This is a genomic window from Streptomyces sp. NPDC044106, from assembly GCF_056433985.1.
The window spans coordinates 13,742-37,080 of the sequence record NZ_JBWKFZ010000009.1; the positions used below are offsets into that span (position 1 = coordinate 13,742).

Consider the following 23,339-nt stretch of genomic DNA (forward strand, 5'->3'; position numbering starts at 1 on the left):
GCTCGGAAACAGGTGTGTGACGGGTGGGAACCGAATGGGCGCGGCCGGTGTATCAAAAGTGTGAGGGCACAGGGGGAGGTCCTGGAGGGGGGCCGCGTCGTCGACGAGTGGGCGGTGATCGCCCGCGTGCGCGCCGGAGAAGTGGAGGCGTACGCGGAATTGGTGCGCGCGTTCACCGGCATCGCACTCAGGGCGGCAGCGGCACTCGGCGCGGGATCGGACGCGGAGGACGTGGTGCAGCAGGCCTTCTTCAAGGCGTACTGCTCACTCGGACGGTTCAGGGACGGCTCGGCGTTCAAGCCGTGGCTGCTCGCGATCGTCGCCAATGAGACGAGGAACACAGTGCGTTCGGCGGGCCGACAGCGGTCGGTCGTGGGCCGGGAGGCGGCGCACATCGAAGCGGAGCCGCTGATACCGGAGTCGGCGGATCCGGCGGTGGCGGCTCTGGCGGACGAGCGCAGGACGGCGCTGCTCACCGCCCTGGACCAGCTCGGCGATGATCACCGCCTGGTCGTCACCTACCGCTACCTGCTGGAGATGGACGAGGCGGAGACGGCCCAGGCGCTCGGCTGGCCGCGCGGCACGGTGAAGTCCCGGCTGAACCGCGCCCTGCGCAAGCTGGAGCGGCTGCTTCCGGCGGAGGGAGGTGAGGGAGGTGAGTGAGCGGCACGGCGACGGCGACGCGGCGCAGGAGGCGGCGCGGCTCCGCGAGGAGCTGCGGGCGCTCGGCCGGTCGATGGATGCGGGGAGCGCGGGGGGCCCGGATGGAGGCTCCATGGCCGAGCGGGTCATCGCGCGGATACTCGCGGAAGGGGCGCCGGTGCCGGTGGCTGAGCCGCCCGGTCCCGGCGAGCGGTTCCGTCGGCTGGGGCGTGGCCTGCGGCTGCGGTGGCGGGCGGCGACGGCGGCGCTGTGCGGGCTGCTCGCCGTCCTCCTGCTCACGCCTCCGGTGCGGGCGGCGGTCTTCGAGTGGTTCGACTTCGGAGGGGTCGAGGTGCGGTATGACCCGTCGGCGACCCCGTCGGCCGGGCTTGCCGTGCCCGGGTGCGGTGCCCCTGTGCCGGCGGCCGAGGCCCGGGGCCTTGCCGGGTTCCCGCCCAGGGTGCCGAGATCGCTCGGCGCGCCGGACACGCTGTCCGTGACGCGCGAGCCGGGCTCCCGAGTCCTGGTCAGCCTCTGCTGGCACCGGGACGGCCGGACCGTGCGTCTCGACGAGTACGCGGCCCGGCTCGACCCCGCCTTCGCCAAGACGGTGCCGGTGCCACCCGAGCGGGTGGAGATCGGCCCGGACACGGGACTGTGGTTCGCCCGGCCGCACCGGCTCACCTTGTGGCTGGTAAAGGACGACGACGACCGCTGGCGGCGATCCGAGCGCGCGTCGGGGCCGACGCTGCTGTGGACGCGGGGGCAGAAGCTGACCCTGCGGCTGGAGGGCGTGCCGTCGAAGGAGCGGGCACTGGAGATCGCGAGGTCGATTTCCTGAGGGGCAGCCGGTTCGGATGCGGATCGGGTCGACCGGATCGGGAACCCGAACGGCTCGGGCGGTGTACCAGAAGTGAATCGGCGCGGAAGACCGCGGCGGCGGACGGCTGGGGGACGGTATGCGGACGGCAAGGGGACTGTGCGGGGACTGGACGACAAGGGGAGGGTGCGGGGCGACGACCGCACCTCGTCGGCCCACCGCCCCGCCGACGAGGTGGCGGAGCGGCGGACGGGACCGCGGTCAGGCGGTCGGCAGGCCCGGGGCCGGGTGGGCGGCCATCAGGTCGGCGACCTCGGACTTGATCTTCGTCAGCGCGTCCTCGTCCCCGGTGCGCGCCGCGGCGACTCCGCGGTCGATCCAGTCGGCGACGGTCGCCATGTGTTCCGTGCCGAGGCCCCGGGAGGTCAGGGAGGGGGTTCCGATACGGACGCCCGAGGGGTCGAAGGGCTTCCTCGGGTCGAACGGCACGGTGTTGTAGTTGACGACGATCCCGGCCCGGTCGAGGGCCTTCGCGGCGATCTTCCCCGGGACGTCCTTGGGGGTGAGGTCCATCAGGATCAGGTGGTTGTCGGTGCCGCCGGAGACCAGGTCGAAGCCACGGGCGAGGAGGGCGTCGGCGAGGGCCTTGGCGTTGTCGACGACCGCGTGGGCGTAAGCGCGGAAGGAGGGCCTGGACGCCTCGTGGAGGGCGACCGCGATGGCCGCGGTGGTCTGGTTGTGCGGGCCGCCCTGCAGGCCCGGGAAGACCGCCTTGTCGATGGCCTTGGCGTGCTCCTCGCGGGACATGAGCATCGCGCCGCGCGGGCCCCGCAGGGTCTTGTGGGTGGTCGTGGAGATCACGTCGGCGTGTGGCACCGGTGAGGGGTGGGCACCGCCCGCGATCAGGCCGGCGATGTGCGCGATGTCGGCGACGAGGACGGACCCGGCCTCGCGGGCGATCTCCGCGAAGGCGGCGAAGTCGATGGTGCGGGGCAGTGCGGTGCCGCCGCAGAAGATCAGCTTGGGACGTTCCTTGAGGGCGAGGTCGCGCACCTCGTCGAGGTCGATGCGGCCGTTGGTTGCGGGGTCCGTGGTCCGGCGCACGCCGTACTGCACACCGCGGAACCACTTGCCGGTGGCGGAGACGCCCCAGCCGTGGGTGAGGTGGCCGCCCATCGGCAGCGACATGCCCATCACGGTGTCGCCCGGTTCGGCGAAGGCGAGGTAGACGGCGAGGTTGGCCGGGGAGCCGGAGTAGGGCTGGACGTTGGCGTGCTCGACGCCGAAGACGGCCTTGGCGCGGGCGATGGCAAGGCGCTCGACGGGGTCGATGTTCTGCTGGCCCTCGTAGTAGCGGCGGCCGGGGTAGCCCTCGCTGTACTTGTTCTGCAGGACGGTTCCGGAGGCTTCGAGGACCGCGGTGGAGACGTAGTTCTCGCTGGGGATCAGCCGCAGGGTCTCGGCCTGCAGCTGTTCCTCGGCACCGATGAGGGCGGCGAGTTCGGGGTCCTCGGCGGCGAGTCCGGGGTGGTGCTGAGGGGAAGAGGAAGGGAGAGTCATGGCGTCCTCCGGGGCGAGCGGTAAGTGTCCGGTCGTGGTCCCGGGGTGCCCAGGCGGGCGGCACCTCGAAGGTTGGGCCTCGCACGGCTTCATCGGGGTTCGTTCCCCGTGCGCCAGTCACCGTGCTGTCAGAGCCACCCTAACGGGCACGCCGGTTCGGCAGGTTTCTTCGTCCGCGATGCGAGCGACGATGGAGACTGGGCGCCACACCCGCCCCACGCCGCAGGACGAACGGAGACCCCGTGTCGAGTACGTCAGCATCCTCCACGCCATCGTCGTCATCCTCGTCGCCGTCATCACCGTCATCGCCGGCCGGCACCGGCGCGACCAGCGAGCGGCTCATCACCTCGGCCGAGGCGCACAGCGCACACAACTACCATCCGCTGCCCATCGTGGTCGCCTCGGCCGAGGGCGCGTGGATGACCGACGTCGAAGGCCGCCGCTACCTCGACATGCTCGCCGGGTACTCGGCGCTCAACTTCGGGCACGGCAACCGCCGGCTGATCGACGCCGCGAAGGCACAGCTGGACCGGGTGACGCTGACCTCGCGGGCCTTCCACCACGACCGGTTTGCCGAGTTCTGCACGCGCCTGGCCGCCCTCTGCGGCAAGGAGATGGTGCTGCCCATGAACACCGGCGCGGAGGCCGTCGAGACGGCCGTGAAGACCGCGCGGAAGTGGGGCTATCAGGTCAAGGGGGTGCCGGACGGGCAGGCGAAGATCGTCGTCGCGGCCGGCAACTTCCACGGCAGGACCACGACCATCATCAGCTTCTCGACGGACGACGAGGCGCGGGCGGAGTTCGGGCCGTACACACCGGGCTTCGAGATCGTGCCGTACGGAGATCTTCAGGCGCTGCGGGCCGCGGTCACCGAGGACACCGTGGCCGTGCTGATCGAGCCGATCCAGGGCGAGGCCGGAGTCCTGGTGCCGCCGCCCGGATATCTGCCGGGGGTCAGAGAGCTGACGCGGGAGCGCCGAGTCCTCTTCATCGCGGACGAGATCCAGTCGGGGCTCGGCAGAACGGGACGCACGTTCGCGTGTGAGCACGAGGGCGTGGTGCCGGATGTGTATCTGCTGGGCAAGGCGCTCGGCGGAGGCGTCGTCCCGGTGTCGGCGGTGGTCGCCGATGCGGATGTGCTCGGAGTCTTCAAGCCGGGCGAGCACGGGTCGACGTTCGGCGGCAACCCCCTCGCCTGCGCGGTGGCGCTGGAGGTGGTCGACATGCTGTCGACGGGCGAGTTCCAGCAGCGGGCCACGGAGCTGGGTGAGCATCTGCACGCCGAGCTGGGCCTGCTGACCGGTACGGGGAAGGTGACGCAGGTGCGGGGGCGCGGGCTGTGGGCGGGCGTCGACATCGCTCCGTCGTACGGCACGGGTCGGGAGATCTCCGAGAAGTTGATGGAGAAGGGGGTGCTGGTGAAGGACACGCACGGGGCGACGATTCGCATCGCTCCCCCGCTGGTGATCAGTAAGGAGGACCTGGACTGGGGCCTGGATCAGTTGCGGGCGGTGTTGAGCTAGCGGGGCCGCGCAGCTCCGGCCCCGTTCCGGTCCCGGTCCCGGTGGTCGCAGCCGCTGTCGCTGTAGCTGCCGCAGCCGCTGTCGCTTCAAGGGGCGTATCGGCTTCCGCCTCCTCGTCGCGCCCCTGGTCGTATGCGGCCTGGAAGACGGTGGGGCCCAGGGCGGTGCGGGTGCGGTGTACGGCTCGGGTGATGTCGGTGCGTTCCGCGGGCGGCAGGGGTGTGCCCTCTGCCTCGCGGATCCGGGCGGCCGTGCCGAGGAGGGCGGCAGCGTGGCGGTGGTGGCCGGCCAGGGAGCGGGCGCCCGCGAGGCCTTCCAGGGCCAGGGCCACGGCACGCTCGTCCCCCGTGGTGCGGGCGACGGCCAGGCCCTCCCGGTGGAGCTCTTCGGCGCGCTCGGCGTCGCCGCGCTGCTCGGCGACGTAGCCGAGGTGGGCCAGGATCAGGGCCGTTCCGGAGGCGACGCCGAAGCGGCGGTTGAAGTCGAGCCACGGCAGCAGGAGTTGTTCGGCGGTATCCAGGTCGCCGCGGTGGCGGGCGCCGATGGCGAGGCCCGTCTCGGCGAACTGCTGGGCGGGGCGGTGGGACTGCTGGGCAGCGAGTTGGGCGGCGCGTTCGTGGAAGGCCGTGGCGGCGGGGTCGTCCCCGGTCAGGAGGGCTACCCGGCCGAGGCGGGAGAGGCGGAAGGAGAGGTCGGTCCAGAGTTCGAGTTCTTCGGCGCCGCGCATGCCGTCACGCTGGAGCCGCGCCGCCTCGTCGTAGTCGGCGGCGATCTCGGCGAGCACGCCGAGCTGCTCGGAGGACTGCAACTGGCCCCAGCGGTCGCCGAGTTCGGCGAAGAGGTCGGCGCTGCGGGTGGCGTCGCGGCGCAGGGCGGAGAGGTCACCGCGGTAGAGGGCCCGGGTGGCCCGGGTGGAGAGCGTGGCGGCCTCACCCCAGCGGTCGCCGGCCGCCCGGAACTCCGCGAGCAGCGCGTCGACCCGAGCGGCCTCGCGCGGCGTGTCGTCGAACCCGCAGCGGGCGAAGGCGAGCAGCCAGCGGGAACGGGCGTCGGCGGGGGTGGTGGTCCCGCGTTCGCACGTGTTGCCGTGGGCGCAGGCGGGTTCGCCGGTCAGCAGGGCGAAGGCGGCGTATGCCGAGGCGGCGGCGGTGCGGGCCGAGGCGAGGTCGGTGGGGTGCTCGCCGGATGCGGCTGCCGGGGGCAGGCTCAGCGCCTGGTACAGGAAGCGCATGGCTTCGCGGAGGCGGCCGCGGAGGAACCAGTACCAGGTCAGGGCATTGACCAGGCGGAGGGCCTTCGGGGCGTCGGAGGTGGTGATCGACCAGTTCAGGGCGGTACGGAGATTGGCCGTCTCGTGGTCGAGGCGGCGTAGCCAATTCCGTTGGTCGGGGCCGCGCAGGGCGGTGGCGGCACGTTCGGCGAGGGAGGCGAAGTGGAGGGCGTGGCGGTCGCGGGTCATGGTGGTCTCGGCTGCGTCGTCGAGGTGTTCGAGGCTGTACGCGGTGACGGATTCGAGCATGCGGTAGCGCGGCTCGGAGGCGTCGGTCGTGGTCGGAGCGAGGAGGGAGCGGTCCACCAGACGGGTCACCAGGTCGAGGACGTCGTCCTCCGGGGCGGGTTCCATCGCCGGGTGCGTCCGCGCCGACTCGGTTGCTTCTGGTGCGGGGTGCGGGGTGTGCGCCTCCGTTGTGTCCGTCGCCGGGTGCGTCTCGGTCAGGACGGCTTCCGCGCTGGTCAGGGTGAACCCGCCGTCGAACACGGCGAGTCGGCGCAGTGCTCGTTGCTCCGGTGCCGTCAGGAGTTCCCAGCTCCAGTCGATCATCGCGCGGAGCGTGCGCTGTCGGGCCGGGGCGTCGCGGCGTACCTGGTTCAGTAGGCGGAAGCGGTCGTGCAGGCGGTCGGCGAGGGCGTGCACGCCGAGGGCTCGTACGCGGGTGGCGGCGAGTTCGACGGCGAGCGGGATGCCGTCGAGGCGGCGGCAGATGAGGGCGACGGCCTCACGGTTCCCGTCGTCCAGGGTGAAACCGGGCGCGGCGGCAGCGGCGCGGACGGCGAACAGCCTCAGCGCGTCCTCCTCGCCGAGCGGGGCGACGGCCTCCAAGGTCTCGCCGGTCAGGGCGAGGGGTTCCTAGCTGGTGGCGAGGATGTGCAGGCCCGGGGCGCTGCGCAGGAGGTGGGCGGTGAGGTCGGCGACGGGGCCGAGGACGTGTTCGCAGTTGTCGAGGACGAGCAGGAGGCGGCGTCCGGCCAGGGCTCGGCCGAGTCGCTCGGCTGCGGCAGGGAGGTCTGAGGGGGAGGAGGAGAGGGTGAGGGTGAGGGTGAGGGAGGTGTTGGCGTCGTGGATGTTGCTCGTTTCGGGGCTTCCGTGGAGTAGTTGGAGCCCCTGGAGATCCTGGAGACCCTCGGGCCGCTCGGGCGTCTCGGGCCCTTCGGCTTCCCCGACTCCCCCGGCTCCCCCGGCTCTCGTGGCTCCCCCAGCTCTCGTGGCTCTCGTGGGCCCGTCAGTCCCGTCGGCCTCTGCCACCGGTTCCCCCGGTGCGTCGTCACGTATGCCCAGTGCCGCCGCCACCGTGGCCGCCACCTCGACCGATCCCCCGCCCCGGGTTCCGGCGAGTTCGGCCAGGCGGATGCCGTCGGGGAAGTCCGACGTCAGGCCCGACGCCGCCGCCAGGGCCAGGCGCGTCTTGCCCACGCCACCGGGGCCCGTAAGCGTGACCAGGCGTCCGGCGCCGACGAGGTCACGTATGCGGGTGATGGCCCGGTCGCGGCCGATGAGGTCCGTGACCTGCGCGGGGAGGTTGGTCGGCGGGTGCTCCACGGCCGCTGCCGCTTGCACGGTTCCAGCCGCTTGCACGGCTCCAGCCGCACGCACGGTTCCGGCCGTGTACGCGGTTCCGGCCGCGACCGAAGCCGCAGTCGCAGTCGCAGTCACTGCCGCAGACACGCCCGCAGACACCGCTCCATCCGCCGCTCCCCTCACATCCGCCACACCCACCACACCCGCCGCGCCCAAGTCCACCTCCTGTCGCAGCATCGCCTCGTGCAGTGCCACCAGTTCGGGGCTCGGGTCGATGCCCAGTTCCTCGGTGAGGTGCAGTCGCAGGTCGCGGTAGGAGTCCAGGGCCTCGGCCGCGCGGCCGGAGCCGTAGAGGGCGCGGAGATGGGCGGCCCGCAGGCGTTCGCGGAGCGGTTCGCGGGCTGCCAAGGGGGCCAGTTCGTCGGCCAGAAGGGCGTGTTCGCCGCGGGCCAGGCGCAGTTCGGCCAGCGTCTCCTGGGCGGTGAGGCGCTGCTCCTCCAGGTGCGTGATGGCCGCACGTGTGAAGTCGGCGTCGCGGAAGTCGGCGTAGGCGGGCCCACGCCACAGCGCCAGTGCGTCGGTCAGCAGGGACGCCTGGGCCGTCGGGTCCGTGTGTGCCGTGTACGCGCGGGAGGTCAGCGTCTCGAAACGGGTGGCGTCCACGTGCTCGGGCGGTATGCGCAGCTCGTACCCGGCGGGGCCGTACGCCACGAGACCGCGGCCACCCGGCTCCGCCGCCTCCAGCGCGCGGCGCAGCTGGGAGACCTTCGTCTGGAGGGAGTTGAGGGGAGAGGAGGGCGGACGCCCGCCCCACAGGTCGTCGACCAGCGTGTCCGCCGCGACCGGGCCGCCCATGCGTACGAGAAGCGCGGCCAGCAGTGCGCGCACCTTCGGCTCCGGGGCCGGCGCCGCCGCACCGTCCCGCGTGCGCACCGTCAGCGGGCCAAGCACCTCGAATCGCATGCGGCAACGTTAATCGGGGGGCCGCCACGGCCCGCACGGGGTGCCTGCGCCGCTGACGGAACGCCGTGCGTGGACCGTCAGCGTTCCGTGCGCGCCGTCCGGCACCTTGATCCCTGTGAACGCGGATCGGCCCCCGCCGAACGCGACATCGCGGTCACGGAGATGGGAGTACGGGCCCCCGGGCTCGCACCGGTCCCAGATCCGGGGACACATCCAGAACCAAATCCGTGACCAAATCCGTGACCAAATCCAAATCCAGAACCAGAACCAGAACCAGACTCAGGAGTCACCATGAACCTCTCCCGTGAAATCCGTCTCGCCGCCCGCCCCGTGGGTGAGTCCAGCGCCGCGGACTTCGAGCTGGCGACCGTCGAGCTTCCCGAGCGGCTCGACGAGGGGCAGATACTCGTGCGCAACACCTGGATGTCGGTCGACCCGTACATGCGGGGCCGCATGAACGACGCGCCGTCCTACATCGAACCGTTCCAGGTCGGCGCCCCGCTCGAGGGCAGCGCGGTCGGCGAGGTCGTCGCGTCGACGGCCCCCGGGGTTCCTGTCGGCGCGACCGTCTCGCACTTCCTGGGGTGGCGGGAACACTCCGTGCTCGACGCTGCCGCCGCGACGGTCATCGACACGACGCTCGCTCCGGCCGCCGCCTACCTCGGTCCGCTCGGCGCGACGGGCCTGACGGCGTACGCCGCGCTGACCCGTACCGCCCCGGTGCGCGAGGGCGATGTCGTCTTCGTGTCCGCCGCGGCCGGGGCGGTCGGCAGCGTCGCCGGGCAGATCGCCCGTGAGCTCGGCGCCTCCCGGGTGATCGGGTCGGCAGGCGGCCCGGCGAAGACGAAGAAGCTCCTCGACACCTTCGGGTACGACGCCGCCATCGACTACCGCGAGGGCGCCCTGTCCGAGCAGCTCGCGCAGGCGGCGCCCGACGGCGTGGACGTCTACCTCGACTCGGTCGGCGGCGACCATCTGCAGGCCGCGATAGGTGCGATCCGTCCGGGGGGGGCCGCATCGCCATGGTCGGCGCCATCAGCACGTACAACGCCACCACGCCGCCGCCCGGCCCCGACAACCTCTTCCGGGCCGCCCACCAGGAGGCGAGCCTGCGGGGCATGCTCGTCACCAGCCACCTCGACCTGTTCCCGGAGTGGATCGGCCGGGCGGCGCCGCTGCTCGCCGACGGCACCCTGCGTACCGAGCAGACCGTCGTCGACGGCATCGAGCGGGCGCCCGAGGCCTTCCTCGGGGTGCTGCGCGGGGCGAACACCGGCAAGATGCTGGTCCGGCTCGGCGCCGACACTCACGCCGGTACGGACGCCGGCACGGACGCCGGAGCCTGAGTGACGCGGGCGGCCGAACCGGCGCACTCGCAGGATCGCCGACGCGCTCACAGGATCACGTGGGGGACGAACCGCGCGTACTCATCCGTGATCAGCCCGGACGACTCCCTGATGCCGAGTCCTGCCGCCTCGTCCTCGACGACCCACGCGCCGAGGACGACCCGGTTGCCGTCGAAGTCCGGGAGGGGCGCCAGCTCCTGGTAGCAGCAGGGTTCGCCGGGAGGTACGGGCGCGGAGCCCGGCTCGTGCACCGTCACCCCGGCGCCCTCGCGTCCCAGCAGCGGCTTGGCGACGTATCCGCGTTCCGAGGCCAGCTCGCGCGGACCGTCCCGGTAGGCGGGAAGGAGGTTCGGATGGCCCGGGTAGAGCTCCCAGAGGATCGCCAGGAGCGCCTTGTTGGAGAGGAGCATCTTCCAGGCGGGCTCGATCCACAGCGTCGAACCGGTGCCGCCACCGTTGTCGAGGGTCTCCAGGACGTGCGGGGCGAAGCGGTCCGTGGTCAGCCACTCCCACGGGTAGAGCTTGAAGCAACCGCGCATGAAACGGAGCTTCTTGTCGACGAAGCGGCGCGAGAGGCGGTCCCAGCCGATGTCCTCCATGGAGATGGACTCGGCGGTCAGGCCCGCCTGTTCCGCCGTCTCCCGCAGGTACGCGACCGTCATCAGGTCCTCGCCTAGCTCGTCGGCGGCGGAGTGCGCGAAGTACAGCGGGCTGCCGGGCGGCAGCAGCGGAGCCTGCTTCTTCCAGGCGTCCACGAGCCGCTCGTGGAGGGAGTTCCACTGGTCGGCGCCGGGGAAGCGCTCCTCCATCCAGAACCACTGCGGGCTCGCGGCCTCGACCAGGGAGGTGGGGGTGTCGGCGTTGTACTCCAGCATCTTGGCCGGGCCGGTGCCGTCGTAGCGCAGGTCGAAACGGCCGTAGACGGACGGCAGTTCGGCCCTGCGGCGCCAGGCCTCGGTGACGGCGTCGGCCACTCGCGGGTCCGTGATGCCGAGGTCGGCGAGGCGGTCGTGCGCGACGATGTGCTCGGCGGCGGCCAGGCACATCGCGTGCAGCTCCTCCACGACCTCTTCGAGCGCCTCGACCTCGGGGAGCGAGAAGACGTAGTAGGCGCTCTCGTCCCAGTAGGGGCGCAGGGTGCCGTCGGGGTAGCGCGTGAGGGGGTAGATGAGCCCCTGCTCCTCGACAGTCCGCTGCCAGCCGGGGCGCGGTTCGATGGTGCGGCGTTCCATGGCGTACGTGTCCGTTCCGGTCGCGTGCCGTCCGCTCAGCCGCCGCCGCTGCCGCCGCCCGAGCAGCCGAAGCCGTCCCGGTCCACCGCCTCGCTGCGGCTGAAGGTGCCGTCGTCGGCGTAGCGGCCGTCGACGTCGGCGTCGTAGTACCAGGCGGCGTCGGTACGGCCCGACGTCTTGCCGGTGCCGGACGGGCTTTTGCGGGACTTGCCGGAGGAGGCGGAACCCGAGGTGCCGGGCTTGCACTTGCTGTCGCTGACCACGCGGTAGCCCTTGGCGAAGTCGTAGCTGTCGCGGTCCACGCAGCGGCGGTCCGGGTCGGAGCCGCAGGAGGTGAGGGCCGCGGCGAGGACCCCCATGCTGCCGAGCGCCACCGTGCTCGACCTCAGCCGCCGTTGTCGCTTCTCCGCCATGTGGCACGCTTCCCCGTTGTCGTACGCGGTCCTGTTGTCGTACGCGGTCCTGTTGTCGTACGTGATCCCGTTGTCGTACGTGATCCCGTTGCCGCAGGCGACCCCGATGTCGTACGCGATCGGCGTCCAGGGTAGGTAGGGGACGGCGACCCGTACCAGCCGTCTTTCCCGAATGTGCCTTGAATCCCCTCGCGTCTTCGCCTACTCGCCGTCCTTTACAGTCACTCCGTGTCTCTTGGGATGATTTGCGCGCTCGGCTCAGCGGTCTGCTTCGGCACGGCCTCCGTTTTCCAGGCGGTCGCCGCGCGCGCCACCGCGCCAGGCACCGGTTCCGGTGTCGACCCCGCGCTGCTGCTGCGCGCCCTGCGCCAGTGGCGCTACCTCGCGGGGCTCGGCCTCGACGGGGTCGGCTTCCTGCTGCAGATCGTGGCCCTGCGCTCCATTCCGATCTACGCGGTGGGCGCCGCGCTCGCCGCGAGTCTCGCCGTCACGGCGGTGGTCGCGGCCCGGATGCTGCGGGTGCGGCTCAGCGGCGTCGAATGGGGGGCGGTGGGTGTCGTCTGCGCGGGGCTCGCGATGCTCGGTCTCGCCTCCGGTGACGAGGGCGACCGTACGGGCTCGACGACTCTGCGGTACGTGATGCTCGGCGTCGCGGTCGCCGTTCTGCTCCTCGGCACGGTTGCCGGGCGGCTGCCCGGGCGGGGGCGGGCGTTGGCGCTCGGCCTGGGGGCGGGGTTCGGTTTCGGGGTCGTCGAGGTGACCGTACGCCTCATCGACGACCTGTCGCCCGGTGCGCTGCTCGCCAACCCGGCGACGTACGCCCTGCTGGTCGGGGGTGGCGCGGCCTTCCTGCTGCTCACCTCAGCGTTGCAGCGGGGGTCGGTGACGACGGCCACGGCGGGGCTGGTGATCGGCGAGACGATCGGTCCCGCGGTGGTGGGCGTGGTGTGGCTGGGTGACCGTACGCGCGGCGGGCTGGAGTGGCTGGCGGTTCTCGGGTTCGCGGTGGCTGTGGCGGGGGCGTTGGCGTTGGTGCGGTTTGGCGAGGCGCCGGGGGCGGAGGACGGGGCTCGGTAGTCCGTCCTGGGTGGGTTCGGGTCGGCGTCGTCCCTGGGGCACCTTCGGTGGGCGCCTCGGGGCTCCGCCCCGGACCCCGCTCCTCAAACGCCGGAGGGGCTGGAAATTCCCCGGAGAGGCTGAATCTTCCCCACCGGAGGGGCTGGAAATTCCCCCGAGGGGCTGGAATTTCCCCCTCACCCCAACACCCGGCACAACGCCCCCAACGCCCCCGCCCACGCCCGCTCCGTCGGTGTCCCGTACCCCACTACCAGCGCGTCCTGCCGTCGCACCGTTGCGAGAGGGTGGCGGAAGTTGGCCAGGCCCTGGACCGCGAGGTGTTCCCAGTTGGCTGCCTGGGTGATGGACTGTTCGGTGTCCGGCGGGAGTTCCAGGACCGCGTGCAGGCCCGCCGCGATGCCCGTGGCGCGGACCTCGGGGCAACGGGACGCGAGCGCCTCCACCAGCTGGTCGCGGCGGCGGCGGTAGCGCAGGCGGGCGGCGCGCACATGGCGGTCGTACGCCCCGGAGGTGATGAACTCCGCCAGGGTCAGCTGGTCCAGGACACCGCATGAGGCGCCCGCCGCGTTCTTCTCGGCGAGGACCTCGTCCCGCAAGCCGGACGGCACCACCATCCAGCCCAGGCGCAGGCCGGGGGCGAGGGACTTGCTGGCCGTGCCGAGGTACACGACGTGCTCGGGGTCGAGGCCCTGGAGTGCTCCGACGGGCTGGCGGTCGTAGCGGAACTCGCCGTCGTAGTCGTCCTCCAGGATCACCCCGCCCTCGCGGCGCGCCCAGTCGACGACGGCCGCCCGCCGGTCGGGGTGCAGCGGCACGCCCATCGGGAACTGGTGGGCCGGGGTAAGCAGCACCGCCTTCGCTGAGCCGGAACCGGAGCTTGAACTAGAGCTTGAACTGGAGCTGGAACCGGTGCTTGAACTGGAGCTTGAACCGGAACCGGCGCCCAGCCCCACCACATCGGTACCCGCGTCGTCGAAGTCCAGAGGCACCGTCCGCAGGCCCGCGCGATGCAGCAGGTTCCAGTGGATGTCCAGGCCGTACGACTCGACTGCCACCTCCCGAAGGCCGCGGGCCCGCAGCACACGGCCCATGATCGAGAGGCCGTGCACGAACCCGGCGGTGACGACCATCCGGTCGGGGTCCGCGTGGACGCCGCGGGCCCGCGCAAGGTAGCCGGCCAGGGCGGTGCGCAGCTCGATGCGGCCGCGCGGATCCGCGTAACCGAGCACGTCGTCAGGTGCCGCGGCGAGCGCGCGGCGGGCCGCCTTGAGCCACTGCGTGCGCGGGAAGGCCGACAGGTCCGGCGCGCCGGGGCCGAGGTCGAACAGCGGGGCCCCGCCCCTTCTGCGGGGCGGCGCGGGGCGCACGGGTGGCGTGACGACGCGCTCGGCGACGCGTGTGCCCGAGCCCTGGCGCGCGGTGAGCCAGCCCTCGGCGACCAGGTCGGCGTAGGCGTCGGCGACCGTGTTCCTGGCGATGCCGAGGTCGGCGGCGAGCGAACGGGACGACGGCAGGCGGGTGCCGGGGGCGAGACGCCCGCCGCGCACGGCCTCGCGCAGGGCGTCCGTCAGGCCCTTGCGGACACCGTGGCGGGACGCGCCGCCGCCGGTCTCCAGATGGAGGTCGACGCCCAGGACACCGCCCGGGATGCCGCCCGACGTGCTACCCGGAGTGCCGCCCGGTCCGGCCGCCGCGTCCTCCGCGGAAGTGGCCCACGTATCTCCCATGGAAATGGACCATACCCGTGGGCTACCGCGTCCGTAGTGTCGAAGCATGACCACGAACCCGACCACCCCCGACAGCACGGCCACCGCCCCCGAGGGGTACGTCCACGAGCACACCCCCCGCCTCGCCTGGGCCCAGCACGCCCCCGAGGTCTTCAAGGCCATGATCAAGCTGGACGCCGCCGCCCGTAAGGGCCTCGACCCGGTGATCTACGAGCTCGTCAAGATCCGGGCCTCGCAGCTCAACCGCTGCGCGCTCTGCCTCGACATGCACACCAAGGACGCCCTCGCGGCGGGTGAGAGCGTCGAGCGGATCATCCAGCTCAGCGCGTGGGAGGAGTCGCAGCACTTCTACACGGCCAAGGAGGTCGCCGCGATCGAGCTGACCGAGGCGATCACCGTACTGACCGACGGTTTCGTGCCGGACGAGGTGTACGCGAAGGCGGCCGCGCACTTCGACGAGGCCGAGCTGACCCAGCTGATCGCCGCGATCACCGTCATCAACGCGTGGAACCGCTTCGGCGTCAGCACCCGTCAGGTGCCGGGCCACTACAAGGCGGGCGGCACCAAGTGAGCGCACGCACCACGCACTTGGACAAGGGCGTCGCCGGTGCGATGAGCGCGCTGAGTGCCGCGGCCAAGCAGGGGCTCGGTGACCCCGCGCTCGCCGAGCTGGTGATGATGCGCGCCTCGCAGATCAACGCGTGCGCCTTCTGCCTCGACATGCATGTGGACATCGCCCTGAAGAACGGCGAGAGCCCCAAGCGGATCGCCCTCCTCAACGCCTGGGACGAGGCGGGTGGCTTCTTCAGCGAGCGCGAGCGCGCCGCCCTCGCGCTGACCGAGGCGATCACCGTACTCACCGAGGGTTTCGTGCCCGACGACGTCTACGCGCGGGCCGCGGCACACTTCGACGAGGGTGAACTCGCCCATCTCATCGGGGTGATCACCGTCATCAACAGCTGGAACCGGCTGATGGTCAGCCGCCGCATCGAGCCCGGAGGCCCGGCATGGTGAGCCACGTCGACACACTGCGCGCCCTGCACCACGGACGGGCGCCGGGCGACCCGCTGGTCCTGCCGGGGCCGTGGGACGCCGCGAGCGCCCGGGTGTTCGAGGATGCCGGGTACGAGGCGCTGGCCACGCCGAGCGCGGGCGTCGCGCTCTCCCTCGGGTACGAGGACGGGCAGGTGCCGCCGGACGAGATGTTCGCGGCGATCGCGCGGATCGTACGGGCCGTCTCCGTGCCCGTGACCGCCGACATCGAGGGCGGGTACGGGCTCGCGCCGAAGGAGCTGGTGGACCGGCTCCTCGATACGGGTGCGGTCGGCTGCAATCTGGAGGACTCCACCGGCGGCCACCACGGCGGTGCCGACTCCCTCAAGGACCCCGACGAGCAGGCCGCCTTCCTCGCCGAGGTGCGCGGGGCCGCGGGCGACCGGCTCTTCGTCAACGCCCGGGTGGATACGTTCGTCAGGGGCGTGACCGACCCGGCCGCGGCCATCGAGCGGGCCCGCAAGTACGTGGCCGCCGGCGCGGACTGCGTGTACCCGATCCTGGCGCCGGCCGAGGCGATTCCCGCGCTGCGGGCGGGGATCGAGGGGCCGCTCAACGTGGTGGCGAGACCGGGCGGACCTTCGCTCAGGGAGCTGGGCGAACTCGGCGCCACACGCATCACGTTCGGTCCTGGGCTGCTGCACAGGACGATGGCTGCCCTGCGCGACGTCGTCGACGGGCTCGCCTAGACGTGACGGTGCCGGGTGCCCGTTCCGAGGGGACGGGCACCCGGCACCGGATTCACCGACGCGGCCCTACTTGGGCAGCCACGCCTTCCACTTCGACTTGTTCTCGTCGATCCACTTCTTCGCCGCGTCGTCCGGCGACATCTTCTTGTCCGCGATCAGCAGGGAGACCTCGTTCTGGTCCTCCTCCGACCACTTGAAGTGCTTCAGGAACTCCGCGGCGTCGCCACCGTTCTTGGCGAAGTCCACGTTGAAGTACTTCTGCAGCGGCGTGTGCGGGTAGGCGCACTTGATCTTGGCGGGGTCGGCGTCGCAGCCCTCCTTGTACTCGGGCAGCTTCACCTCCGTCATCGGCACCTTCTCGAACAGCCACTGCGGCTTGTACCAGTAGGTGAGGAACGGTTTCCGCTGCTTGGCGAACTGCTCGATCTGGGTGATCTGCGCCGCCTCGGAACCCGCGAAGACGACCTGGTAGTCCAGGTCCAGGTTCTGCACCAGGGCCTTGTCGTTCGTCACGTACGACGGGGAGCCGTCCATGAGCTGGCCCTTGCTGCCGCTCTCGGACGTCTTGAACTGGTCCGCGTACTTGTTGAGGTTCTTCCAGTCCGTGACGTCCGGGTGCTTCTTGGCGAAGTACGTCGGGACGTACCAGCCGATGTGCCCGGTCACGCCGACGTCGCCGCCGGGGACGATCGTCTTCTTGTCCTTGACGTACCGCTGCTCCTGGTCCGGGTGGCCCCAGTCCTCCATGATCGCGTCGACGCGGCCCTGGCTGAGGGCGTCCCAGGCGGGCACCTCGTCGATCTGGACCTTGTCGACGCGGTAGCCCAGCTCGTTCTTGAGCAGGTACTCGGCGACGGCGACGTCCGCCTGCGCGCCGACCCAGGACTGGACCGAGAGGGTCACGGTCTTGGCGCCCTCGGCGTTCGCGTACGGGGACGCCTGCTTGCTCATGTCGGCGGCGCCGCAGCCGGTGAGGGCGAGGAGCGCCCCGCCTGCCGTGACGGCGCTCATGACACGCGTACGAACGCGCACGGTACGCACGCGCATGGGACGTACTCGCATGTCACGCTCCCTTCTTCGCGCGGCGGGCCGTGGGCTGCGTGACGCGGTCGAGCATCAGGCCGAGGCAGACGATCGCGGCACCGGCCACCAGGCCGGTCGCCAGGTCGCCCTGCGCGATGCCGAACACGACGTCGTAGCCGAGCGCGCCACCGCCGACCAGTCCGCCGATGACGACGACGGCGAGGACCAGGACGACGCCCTGGTTGAGGGCGAGCATCAGGGCCGGGCGGGCCAGCGGCAGCTGGACCTTGCGCAGCTGCTGCCAGCTGGAGGCGCCGAGCGAGCGCGAGGACTCCATCGCGGCGGCGTCGACCTGGCCGAGGCCCTGCGTGGTGATGCGGACGACGGCGGGCAGCGCGTAGACGACGGCGGCGGCGACCGCGGGGGCGCGGCCGATGCCGAAGAGGGCGACGACCGGGATCAGGTAGACGAACTGCGGCATCGTCTGGAAGACGTCGAGCACCGGACGGAGCAGCCGTTCGAAGCGCTTGCTGCGGGCCGCCCCGATGCCGATCGCGAAGCCGAGGACCAGCGTCACGGCGACTCCGGCGAGGACCTGCGCGAGCGTGTCGAGGGACTTGTCCCAGACGCCGAGCACGCCGATCGCGGCCATCGCGGCGACGGCGGTGAGCGCCGTCTGCCAGGTGCCGATCAGCCAGGCGAGCGCGGCGACGACGAGCAGCACCGACCACCAGGGCAGGCCCTGCAGGCCGTCCCTGACCGGGTTGAGGATCCAGGTGGTGAAGTGCGCCGCCCAGTCGGCGGTGCCGCCGACGACGGGTACGCCGGTGTAGATGTGGTCGACCATCCACTCCTTGCCGGTGTTGACCGAAGGGGCGATGTTGACGACCCAGTCGGTCGGCCAGTCCACGCGGTCCGCGAAGCGGGCGGCGAGCGCGGCGACGACCGTTCCGGCGGCGGCGACGGACCAGCCGCGCCGGCCGCGCAACGCGGAGTGGTCGTCGGCGTTGGCGCCCGCCTTCTCGCCGGCGGCGCCGGTGACGCGGTCGAGGACCACGGCGAGCAGCACGATGGGGATGCCGGCGGCGAGCGCCTGGCCGACGTCGACGGTGGAGAGCGCCTGGTAGACGCGGTCGCCGAGGCCGCCTGCGCCGATCACCGAGGCGATGACGGCCATGGAGAGCGCCATCATGATCGTCTGGTTGAGGCCGAGCAGGAGCTGCTTGCTCGCGAGCGGCAGGCGCGCGGAGAAGAGCCGCTGGCGCCCGGTCGCGCCGAGCGAGGTCACCGCCTCCATCACACCGCCGTCGGCGCCGCGCAGGCCGAGCGCGGTGAGCCGGGCCATGGGCGGGGCCGCGTACACGACGGTGGCGATGATGGCGGCCGGGACGCCCATGCCGAAGACGAGGGCGAACGGCAGCAGGTACGCGTACGCGGGCAGCACCTGCATGGTGTCGAGGACCGGCCGCAGGATCCGGAAGATCCGGTCGTTCAGGCCGCCCGCGAGGCCGAGGAGCAGGCCGATCACGACGGAGACGAGGACCGCGACGATCATCAGGGCGAGCGTCTGCATGGTCGGCACCCACATGCCGAGCAGACCGCAGACGGCGAACGCGGCGGACGCCATGACGGCGAGCTTGACGCCCGCGACGCGCCAGGCGACGAGCCCGGCGCCGATGGTCACACCGGCCCATCCGGCGGCGAGCAGCACGAGGTAGACGCCGCGCACGGAGAGCACGATGGCGTTGCTGACGTGCCCGAGGAAGTAGATGAACAGCGGGTGGCTGTCGCGGTTGTCGATGATCCAGTCGGTGGTCCTGCCGAGCGGCTCGGTCAGGTCGACGGTGAGGGCGTCGGGCCAGGCGCCGGAGGCCCACTTGGCGCTGGCGATCGGCACGAGGACGGCCGCGGCGACGGCGAGCAGCAGGAGCTTGCCGACGGCACGGTGACGCAGGAGCGCGCCGATTCCCGTGTCCCTGACGGGTCCCGAAGCGGTGGCGGTGGCCATCAGGCGACCACCTCGCCCTGGCCGGGGGCTGGGGCCTGCGCGGGGGCCGAGGTCCCCGCGACCACGGCGAGCAGCCCGGCGTGGTCCACCACGCCGAGGCACCGCTTGCCGTCCATCACGCGCACCGGGAAGCCGGTGCGGGCGACGGCCTCGATGGCCTCGGAGACCTTGGCATCGGGCGCCAGGGCCGCGCCGCGGGCCTCCTCGTCGTCGGCGGCCGGGCGCATGGCGCTGCGTACGCTGATCACGTCGGCGCGCACCACGTCGCGGACGAAGTCGCGGACGTAGTCGTCGGCCGGGGAGCCGACGATCTCCTCGGGGGTGCCGAGCTGGACGACCTGGCCGTCGCGCATCAGCGCGATGCGGTCGCCGAGCTTGAGGGCCTCGCTGAGGTCGTGGGTGATGAAGACCATCGTGCGGCCCTCCTCACGGTGCAGGCGGACCACTTCCTCCTGCATGTCGCGGCGGATCAGCGGGTCGAGGGCGCTGAACGGCTCGTCGAAGAGGAGCACTTCGGGGTCGACGGTGAGGGCTCGGGCCAGGCCCACGCGCTGCTGCTGGCCGCCGGAGAGCTGGCCGGGCTTGCGCTGTTCGAGGCCCTCAAGACCGACCTTCCTGACGACTTCGAGGGCCTTGGCGCGGCGCTCGGCCTTGCCGACGCCCTGGATCTCCAGGCCGTACGCGACGTTGTCGAGGACGGAGCGGTGCGGGAGCAGGCCGAAGTGCTGGAAGACCATGGCGGCGCGGTGGCGGCGCAGTTCGCGCAGGCGGGCCTTGTCCATGGCGAGGACGTCCTCGCCGTCGATGGAGAGGCTGCCCGCGGTGGGCTCGATGAGCCGGGTCAGGCAGCGCACGAGGGTGGACTTGCCGGAGCCCGACAGGCCCATGACGACGAAGACTTCACCCTTGTTGACCTCGAAGGAGACGTCGCGCACGGCGGCGGTGCAGCCGGTCCGCTCGCGCAGTTCGGCGGGGCTGAGGCCGTGCACCTCCTCGTTGCCGGGTATGCGCTCGGCGCCGGGTCCGAAGACCTTCCAGAGGTTCTTGACGGCGAAGACGGGCCCGTCGTCCTTCGTGGTCTTCTCGTGCGAGGGGGGCGTCTTGTCCGCGGTGTTCACGGCGGTCTCGTTCATCGGCCGTCACCACCAAGGATCTCGGCACATTTCTCCCCGACCATGAGCACTCCGATCATCGGGTTCACGGCGGGCATCGTCGGGAAGACGGATGCGTCCGCGATACGGATTCCTGCCAGGCCGCGGATCTTCAGCTCCGGGTCGACCACGGCGAGTTCATCAGTGGAAGCTCCCATTCGGCAGGTGCCGGCCGGGTGGTAGACGGTGTGCGCGGCCTTGCGCACCAGTTCGCTGATCTCGGCGTCGTCGGTGACGTCCGGGCCGGGGAACACCTCGCGCTTGAGCCACTTCTTGAACGGCTCGGCCTGCGCGACCTTGCGCGCCAGCTTGATGCCGTCGACGAGCGTCCGCCCGTCGTAGTCACCCTCGTCCTCGAAGTACTTGAAGTCGAGCGCGGGCTTGACCTCGGGGTCCGCCGACGTCAGGTAGAGACGGCCGCGGGAGCGGGACTTGGGGATGTTCGGGGTCATCGACACACCGTGCTCGGGGCGTTCGTAGCCGAGCCGCTCCGGGTTGTCGGTGAACGGGATCTGGTAGAAGTGGAACATCAGGTCAGGGCCCTTGTGGTCCGGGTCCCGCTGCACGAACAGACCGGCGTCCGAGTCCATCGCGGAGTTGCCGGGGATCGGCCCGTTCGTCTCCCAGACGATGACCGACTCGGGGTGGTCGATGAGGTTCTCGCCGACGCCGGGCAGGTCGTGCACGACGGGGATGCCGAGGGCTTCGAGGTCCTTCTTCGGGCCGATGCCGGAGTGCATGAGCAGCCGCGGCGTGTCGACGGCGCCGGCGCAGACGAGCACCTCACGGCGGGCGGTGAACAGCTTCTCGGCACCGTCCTTGGCGCGGATGTGGACACCGCGCGCGGTCTTGCCGTCCAGCTCCAGCTTGGTGGCCCACGTCTCCAGGAAGAGGTGGAGGTTCGGGCGGTCACCGGCCTCCATGTGGGGGTGCAGGTAGGCGACCGAGGCGGAGGAGCGCTTGTTGTTCTCCGGGTGGTACGAGAGGTCGAAGAAGCCGACGCCCTCGTCGAAGGGCTTGTCGTTGAAGCCGACGACCTCGGGGACGCCGAGCGCGGTCTTCGCCGCCTCGACCCAGTCGGTGGCGATCTGGTTCTGGTCCTTCTTGGCGACGCGCACGATGTTGTTGCGCAGCTTGCCGAAGTAGGGGTCCATCGCCTTGGCGTTCCAGCCGGTGGCCCCGGCCTCCTCCCACTCGTCCCAGTCGGACGGCAGCGGCTTGAAGGAGATCAGGGTGTTGTGCGACGAGCAGCCGCCGAGCACCTTGGCGCGGCTGTGCAGGATGTGCGAGTTGCCGCGCGGCTGCTCGGTCGTCGTGTACTCGTAGTCCAGCTCACCGCCGAGCAGACCGAGCCACTTGCGCAGCGTGAGGACGTCCTCACGGCCGATGTCGCTGGGACCGCCCTCGATGACGGCGACCGTGACGTCCGGGTCCTCGGTGAGACGGGACGCGATCACCGATCCTGCGGTGCCGCCACCGACGATGACGTAGTCGAACTCGGTCTGGTCAGACATGCGTGATGCTCCTCTTCCTGCGAGGTCGTGCCAAGGTGCTTGCGCGTAATGAGCGGAGGGCGCTTGAACGAGTTGCGCGGGGGGGCGCTTGAACGTGTTGCGCTGGAGGCGCTTGAACGAGTTGCGCTGGAGGCGCTTGAACGAGTTGCGCTGGAGGCGCTTGAACGTGTCGCGCGGGGCGGACTTCCCGCCCCGCGCGAACTGCTCTTGCGTGCCGGAGGTCAGCCGGCGAACCAGCGCACCGGCTGCGGTGCCAGGTTCTGGTAGATGTGCTTGGACTCGCGGTACTCGGCGAGGCCCGCGGGACCGAGCTCGCGCCCGACGCCGCTCTTGCCGAAGCCGCCCCACTCCGCCTGCGGCAGGTAGGGGTGGAAGTCGTTGATCCAGATGGTGCCGTGGCGCATCCGGCGGGCCATGCGGGCGGCGCGGCCCTGGTCGCTGGTCCATACGGCGCCCGCGAGGCCGTACTCGGTGTCGTTGGCGAGGGCGACGGCCTCGTCCTCGGTACGGAAGGTCTCGACGGAGAGCACCGGCCCGAAGACCTCCTCGCGGACGACCTTCATCCCGCGGTGGCACTGGTCGAGCACGGTCGGCTCGTAGAAGTAGCCCTCGGCGGGCCGCACGTCGCTCGGCTCGGGCCGCTTGCCCCCGGAGCGGAGCACCGCGCCTTCCTCCAGGGCCGACGCCACGTACATCTCGGTCTTCTCGCGCTGCTGCTGCGACACGAGCGGCCCGCACTCGACACCCTCCTCGGTGCCGCGGCCGAGCTTGATCCTCTGGGCCCTGCGGGCGAGTTCGGCGACGAAGCGCTCGCGCACGGACTCCTCGATGATGAGGCGGCCACCGGCGGAGCAGACCTGCCCACTGTGGATGAAGGCGGCGTTCAGCGCCTGGTCGACGGCGGTGTCGAAGCCTTCCTCGGTGGCGCAGGCGTCGGCGAAGACGACGTTCGGGTTCTTGCCGCCGAGCTCCAGGGCGACCTTCTTCACGCCCGCGGCGGCGGCCTGGGCGACCTTGGTGCCGGAGACGAGGCCGCCGGTGAAGGAGACCAGGTCGACGTCGGGGTGGTCGGCGAACCGGGCGCCGACGGTGTGGCCGGGGCCGGTCACGATGTTCGCGACACCGGCGGGGAGCCCGGCCTCGACGAGCAGCTCGATGAGCGCGACGGTCGTCAGCGGCGTGATCTCGCTCGGCTTGATGACGAAGGTGTTGCCCGCCGCGAGCGCCGGGGCGATCTTCCAGCTGGCCTGGAGGAGCGGGTAGTTCCAGGGCGTGATCATCGAGCAGACGCCGACGGGCTCGTGCACGACGACGCTGTGGATGTCGTCGGATCCCGCGTCGACGACCCGGCCCGCGCCCTCGCCGATCACCAGGTCGGCGAAGTAACGGAAGGCGTCGGCGACGCAGTCGACGTCGACGCGGCCCTCCTCGAGGGTCTTGCCCGCGTCGCGGCTCTCCAGGAGCCCGATCTCCTCGCGGTCACGCACGAGCAGGTCGGCGACGCGGCGCAGCAACGCGGCGCGCTCGGCGACCGGCGTGCTCGGCCAGGGGCCCTCGTCGAAGGCCTTGCGGGCAGCGGCGATGGCGGCGTCCGCGTCGTCCGCTCCGCCCTCGGCGATCACGGCGAACGGCTTGGCGTCCGCCGGGTCGAGGATCTCGCGGGTGGCGCCGGAGGCGGCGGCGCGCCACTCTCCGCCCACATGGATGGTCTGTTGTGCGGACACGTCCCGTTTGCCTTCCATTCCTGTCATTTGCCCCGCCTGTCACTCGCGGTAGCCGGGAGCACCTGCCCTTCGGCGCG

General features: G+C 71.6%; 19 protein-coding genes, 1 pseudogene and 1 riboswitch. Of the genes and pseudogenes, 9 read left to right on the forward strand and 11 right to left on the reverse strand.

Translation table 11 applies throughout. The annotated features are described in order from the left end of the window. Positions 1 to 60 precede the first annotated feature (60 nt). Together AC07DI_RS17330 and AC07DI_RS17335 are read left to right on the forward strand one after the other, a co-directional pair. A complete protein-coding gene (locus AC07DI_RS17330) occupies positions 61 to 663 on the forward strand; it encodes an RNA polymerase sigma factor (protein ID WP_478905115.1) in 603 nt (200 codons plus the stop codon). Then, positions 656 to 1,483, forward strand: a complete 828-nt coding sequence (locus tag AC07DI_RS17335) for a hypothetical protein (protein ID WP_478905116.1) — start codon at positions 656 to 658, stop codon at positions 1,481 to 1,483. The genes AC07DI_RS17330 and AC07DI_RS17335 overlap by 8 nt, the downstream gene beginning before the upstream one ends. Before the next feature lie 240 nt (positions 1,484 to 1,723). Here AC07DI_RS17335 and AC07DI_RS17340 read toward each other — a convergent pair whose 3' ends face one another. After that, positions 1,724 to 3,022, reverse strand: coding sequence for a serine hydroxymethyltransferase (locus AC07DI_RS17340; RefSeq protein WP_478905117.1), 1,299 nt, complete (start codon positions 3,020 to 3,022; stop codon positions 1,724 to 1,726). A gap of 40 nt (positions 3,023 to 3,062) precedes the next feature. Continuing rightward, a riboswitch (ZMP/ZTP riboswitch) is annotated at positions 3,063 to 3,153 on the reverse strand. A 210-nt stretch (positions 3,154 to 3,363) separates the two neighbouring features. On the opposite strand from AC07DI_RS17340, the gene rocD reads away from it, so the two are divergent. Beyond that, positions 3,364 to 4,545 carry an ornithine--oxo-acid transaminase gene (gene rocD, locus AC07DI_RS17345; RefSeq protein ID WP_478905295.1) on the forward strand — a complete coding sequence of 394 codons (1,182 nt, stop codon included), beginning with the start codon at positions 3,364 to 3,366 and terminating at the stop codon, positions 4,543 to 4,545. On the opposite strand, the gene AC07DI_RS17350 is transcribed toward rocD, so the two are convergent. Beyond that, on the reverse strand, positions 4,490 to 6,646 hold the full coding sequence (locus AC07DI_RS17350) for an ATP-binding protein (RefSeq protein ID WP_478905118.1): 2,157 nt from the start codon (positions 6,644 to 6,646) through the stop codon (positions 4,490 to 4,492). The genes rocD and AC07DI_RS17350 overlap by 56 nt on opposite strands. A 27-nt stretch (positions 6,647 to 6,673) precedes the next feature. Further along, positions 6,674 to 8,305, reverse strand: coding sequence for an AfsR/SARP family transcriptional regulator (locus AC07DI_RS17355; RefSeq protein ID WP_478905119.1), 1,632 nt, complete (start codon positions 8,303 to 8,305; stop codon positions 6,674 to 6,676). A 291-nt stretch (positions 8,306 to 8,596) separates the two neighbouring features. Here AC07DI_RS17355 and AC07DI_RS17360 point away from each other — a divergent pair. Then, a pseudogene (locus AC07DI_RS17360) lies at positions 8,597 to 9,651 on the forward strand (NADP-dependent oxidoreductase). A 47-nt stretch (positions 9,652 to 9,698) separates the two neighbouring features. Here AC07DI_RS17360 and AC07DI_RS17365 read toward each other — a convergent pair. Next, entirely contained in the window at positions 9,699 to 10,883 is a 1,185-nt protein-coding gene (locus AC07DI_RS17365; RefSeq protein WP_478905120.1) for a glutathionylspermidine synthase family protein, read from the reverse strand. A 35-nt stretch (positions 10,884 to 10,918) separates the two neighbouring features. Then, positions 10,919 to 11,296, reverse strand: a complete 378-nt coding sequence (locus tag AC07DI_RS17370) for a hypothetical protein (RefSeq protein ID WP_478905121.1) — start codon at positions 11,294 to 11,296, stop codon at positions 10,919 to 10,921. Between AC07DI_RS17370 and AC07DI_RS17375 the strand changes: the two genes are divergently transcribed. Together AC07DI_RS17375 and AC07DI_RS17380 are read left to right on the forward strand one after the other, a co-directional pair. Beyond that, positions 11,295 to 11,435 carry a hypothetical protein gene (locus AC07DI_RS17375; RefSeq protein WP_478905122.1) on the forward strand — a complete coding sequence of 47 codons (141 nt, stop codon included), beginning with the start codon at positions 11,295 to 11,297 and terminating at the stop codon, positions 11,433 to 11,435. The genes AC07DI_RS17370 and AC07DI_RS17375 overlap by 2 nt on opposite strands. Before the next feature lie 101 nt (positions 11,436 to 11,536). Beyond that, entirely contained in the window at positions 11,537 to 12,373 is an 837-nt protein-coding gene (locus tag AC07DI_RS17380) for a DMT family protein (RefSeq protein WP_478905296.1), read from the forward strand. A 176-nt stretch (positions 12,374 to 12,549) separates the two neighbouring features. On the opposite strand, the gene pdxR is transcribed toward AC07DI_RS17380, so the two are convergent. Beyond that, entirely contained in the window at positions 12,550 to 14,100 is a 1,551-nt protein-coding gene (gene pdxR, locus AC07DI_RS17385) for a MocR-like pyridoxine biosynthesis transcription factor PdxR (RefSeq protein WP_478905123.1), read from the reverse strand. 46 nt (positions 14,101 to 14,146) lie between these two features. Between pdxR and AC07DI_RS17390 the strand changes: the two genes are divergently transcribed. Genes AC07DI_RS17390 through AC07DI_RS17400 form a run of 3 tightly spaced genes read left to right on the forward strand, consistent with a single transcriptional unit; the run spans position 14,147 to position 15,842 of the window. Then, positions 14,147 to 14,671 carry a carboxymuconolactone decarboxylase family protein gene (locus AC07DI_RS17390; protein ID WP_478905124.1) on the forward strand — a complete coding sequence of 175 codons (525 nt, stop codon included), beginning with the start codon at positions 14,147 to 14,149 and terminating at the stop codon, positions 14,669 to 14,671. After that, entirely contained in the window at positions 14,668 to 15,114 is a 447-nt protein-coding gene (locus tag AC07DI_RS17395) for a carboxymuconolactone decarboxylase family protein (RefSeq protein ID WP_478905125.1), read from the forward strand. Before AC07DI_RS17390 ends, AC07DI_RS17395 begins: the two co-directional genes overlap by 4 nt. After that, on the forward strand, positions 15,108 to 15,842 hold the full coding sequence (locus AC07DI_RS17400) for an isocitrate lyase/PEP mutase family protein (protein ID WP_478905126.1): 735 nt from the start codon (positions 15,108 to 15,110) through the stop codon (positions 15,840 to 15,842). Before AC07DI_RS17395 ends, AC07DI_RS17400 begins: the two co-directional genes overlap by 7 nt. 66 nt (positions 15,843 to 15,908) lie before the next feature. Here the strand turns inward: AC07DI_RS17400 and AC07DI_RS17405 are convergent, their stop codons facing one another. From AC07DI_RS17405 to AC07DI_RS17425, 5 genes are all read right to left on the reverse strand, one after another. Further along, a complete protein-coding gene (locus tag AC07DI_RS17405; RefSeq protein WP_478905297.1) occupies positions 15,909 to 16,889 on the reverse strand; it encodes an ABC transporter substrate-binding protein in 981 nt (326 codons plus the stop codon). A gap of 16 nt (positions 16,890 to 16,905) precedes the next feature. Further along, positions 16,906 to 18,873, reverse strand: a complete 1,968-nt coding sequence (locus AC07DI_RS17410; protein ID WP_384260603.1) for an ABC transporter permease — start codon at positions 18,871 to 18,873, stop codon at positions 16,906 to 16,908. Next, the gene (locus tag AC07DI_RS17415) at positions 18,873 to 20,006 is read right to left on the reverse strand and encodes a quaternary amine ABC transporter ATP-binding protein (protein WP_478905127.1); all 1,134 of its coding nucleotides are present in this window, start codon (positions 20,004 to 20,006) and stop codon (positions 18,873 to 18,875) included. Before AC07DI_RS17415 ends, AC07DI_RS17410 begins: the two co-directional genes overlap by 1 nt. Beyond that, complete coding sequence (locus tag AC07DI_RS17420; RefSeq protein ID WP_478905128.1) at positions 20,003 to 21,538, reverse strand: GMC family oxidoreductase; 1,536 nt, start codon at positions 21,536 to 21,538, stop codon at positions 20,003 to 20,005. Before AC07DI_RS17420 ends, AC07DI_RS17415 begins: the two co-directional genes overlap by 4 nt. A gap of 221 nt (positions 21,539 to 21,759) precedes the next feature. Next, on the reverse strand, positions 21,760 to 23,280 hold the full coding sequence (locus AC07DI_RS17425) for an aldehyde dehydrogenase family protein (protein ID WP_478905298.1): 1,521 nt from the start codon (positions 23,278 to 23,280) through the stop codon (positions 21,760 to 21,762). Positions 23,281 to 23,339: the final 59 nt, after the last annotated feature.

What these genes read in the sequence shown, in the direction of transcription:
- AC07DI_RS17340 (WP_478905117.1), bottom strand. Translation starts at nt 3,022, where the DNA reads ATGACTCTCCCTTCCTCTTCCCCTCAGCACCACCCCGGACTCGCCGCC.
- AC07DI_RS17355 (WP_478905119.1), bottom strand. Translation starts at nt 8,305, where the DNA reads ATGCGATTCGAGGTGCTTGGCCCGCTGACGGTGCGCACGCGGGACGGT.
- AC07DI_RS17365 (WP_478905120.1), bottom strand. Translation starts at nt 10,883, where the DNA reads ATGGAACGCCGCACCATCGAACCGCGCCCCGGCTGGCAGCGGACTGTC.
- AC07DI_RS17375 (WP_478905122.1), top strand. Translation starts at nt 11,295, where the DNA reads ATGTGGCACGCTTCCCCGTTGTCGTACGCGGTCCTGTTGTCGTACGCG.
- AC07DI_RS17370 (WP_478905121.1), bottom strand. Translation starts at nt 11,296, where the DNA reads ATGGCGGAGAAGCGACAACGGCGGCTGAGGTCGAGCACGGTGGCGCTC.
- AC07DI_RS17380 (WP_478905296.1), top strand. Translation starts at nt 11,537, where the DNA reads ATGATTTGCGCGCTCGGCTCAGCGGTCTGCTTCGGCACGGCCTCCGTT.
- pdxR (WP_478905123.1), bottom strand. Translation starts at nt 14,100, where the DNA reads ATGGGAGATACGTGGGCCACTTCCGCGGAGGACGCGGCGGCCGGACCG.
- AC07DI_RS17390 (WP_478905124.1), top strand. Translation starts at nt 14,147, where the DNA reads ATGACCACGAACCCGACCACCCCCGACAGCACGGCCACCGCCCCCGAG.
- AC07DI_RS17400 (WP_478905126.1), top strand. Translation starts at nt 15,108, where the DNA reads ATGGTGAGCCACGTCGACACACTGCGCGCCCTGCACCACGGACGGGCG.
- AC07DI_RS17405 (WP_478905297.1), bottom strand. Translation starts at nt 16,889, where the DNA reads ATGCGCGTGCGTACCGTGCGCGTTCGTACGCGTGTCATGAGCGCCGTC.
- AC07DI_RS17410 (WP_384260603.1), bottom strand. Translation starts at nt 18,873, where the DNA reads ATGGCCACCGCCACCGCTTCGGGACCCGTCAGGGACACGGGAATCGGC.
- AC07DI_RS17415 (WP_478905127.1), bottom strand. Translation starts at nt 20,006, where the DNA reads ATGAACGAGACCGCCGTGAACACCGCGGACAAGACGCCCCCCTCGCAC.
- AC07DI_RS17420 (WP_478905128.1), bottom strand. Translation starts at nt 21,538, where the DNA reads ATGTCTGACCAGACCGAGTTCGACTACGTCATCGTCGGTGGCGGCACC.
- AC07DI_RS17425 (WP_478905298.1), bottom strand. Translation starts at nt 23,280, where the DNA reads ATGGAAGGCAAACGGGACGTGTCCGCACAACAGACCATCCATGTGGGC.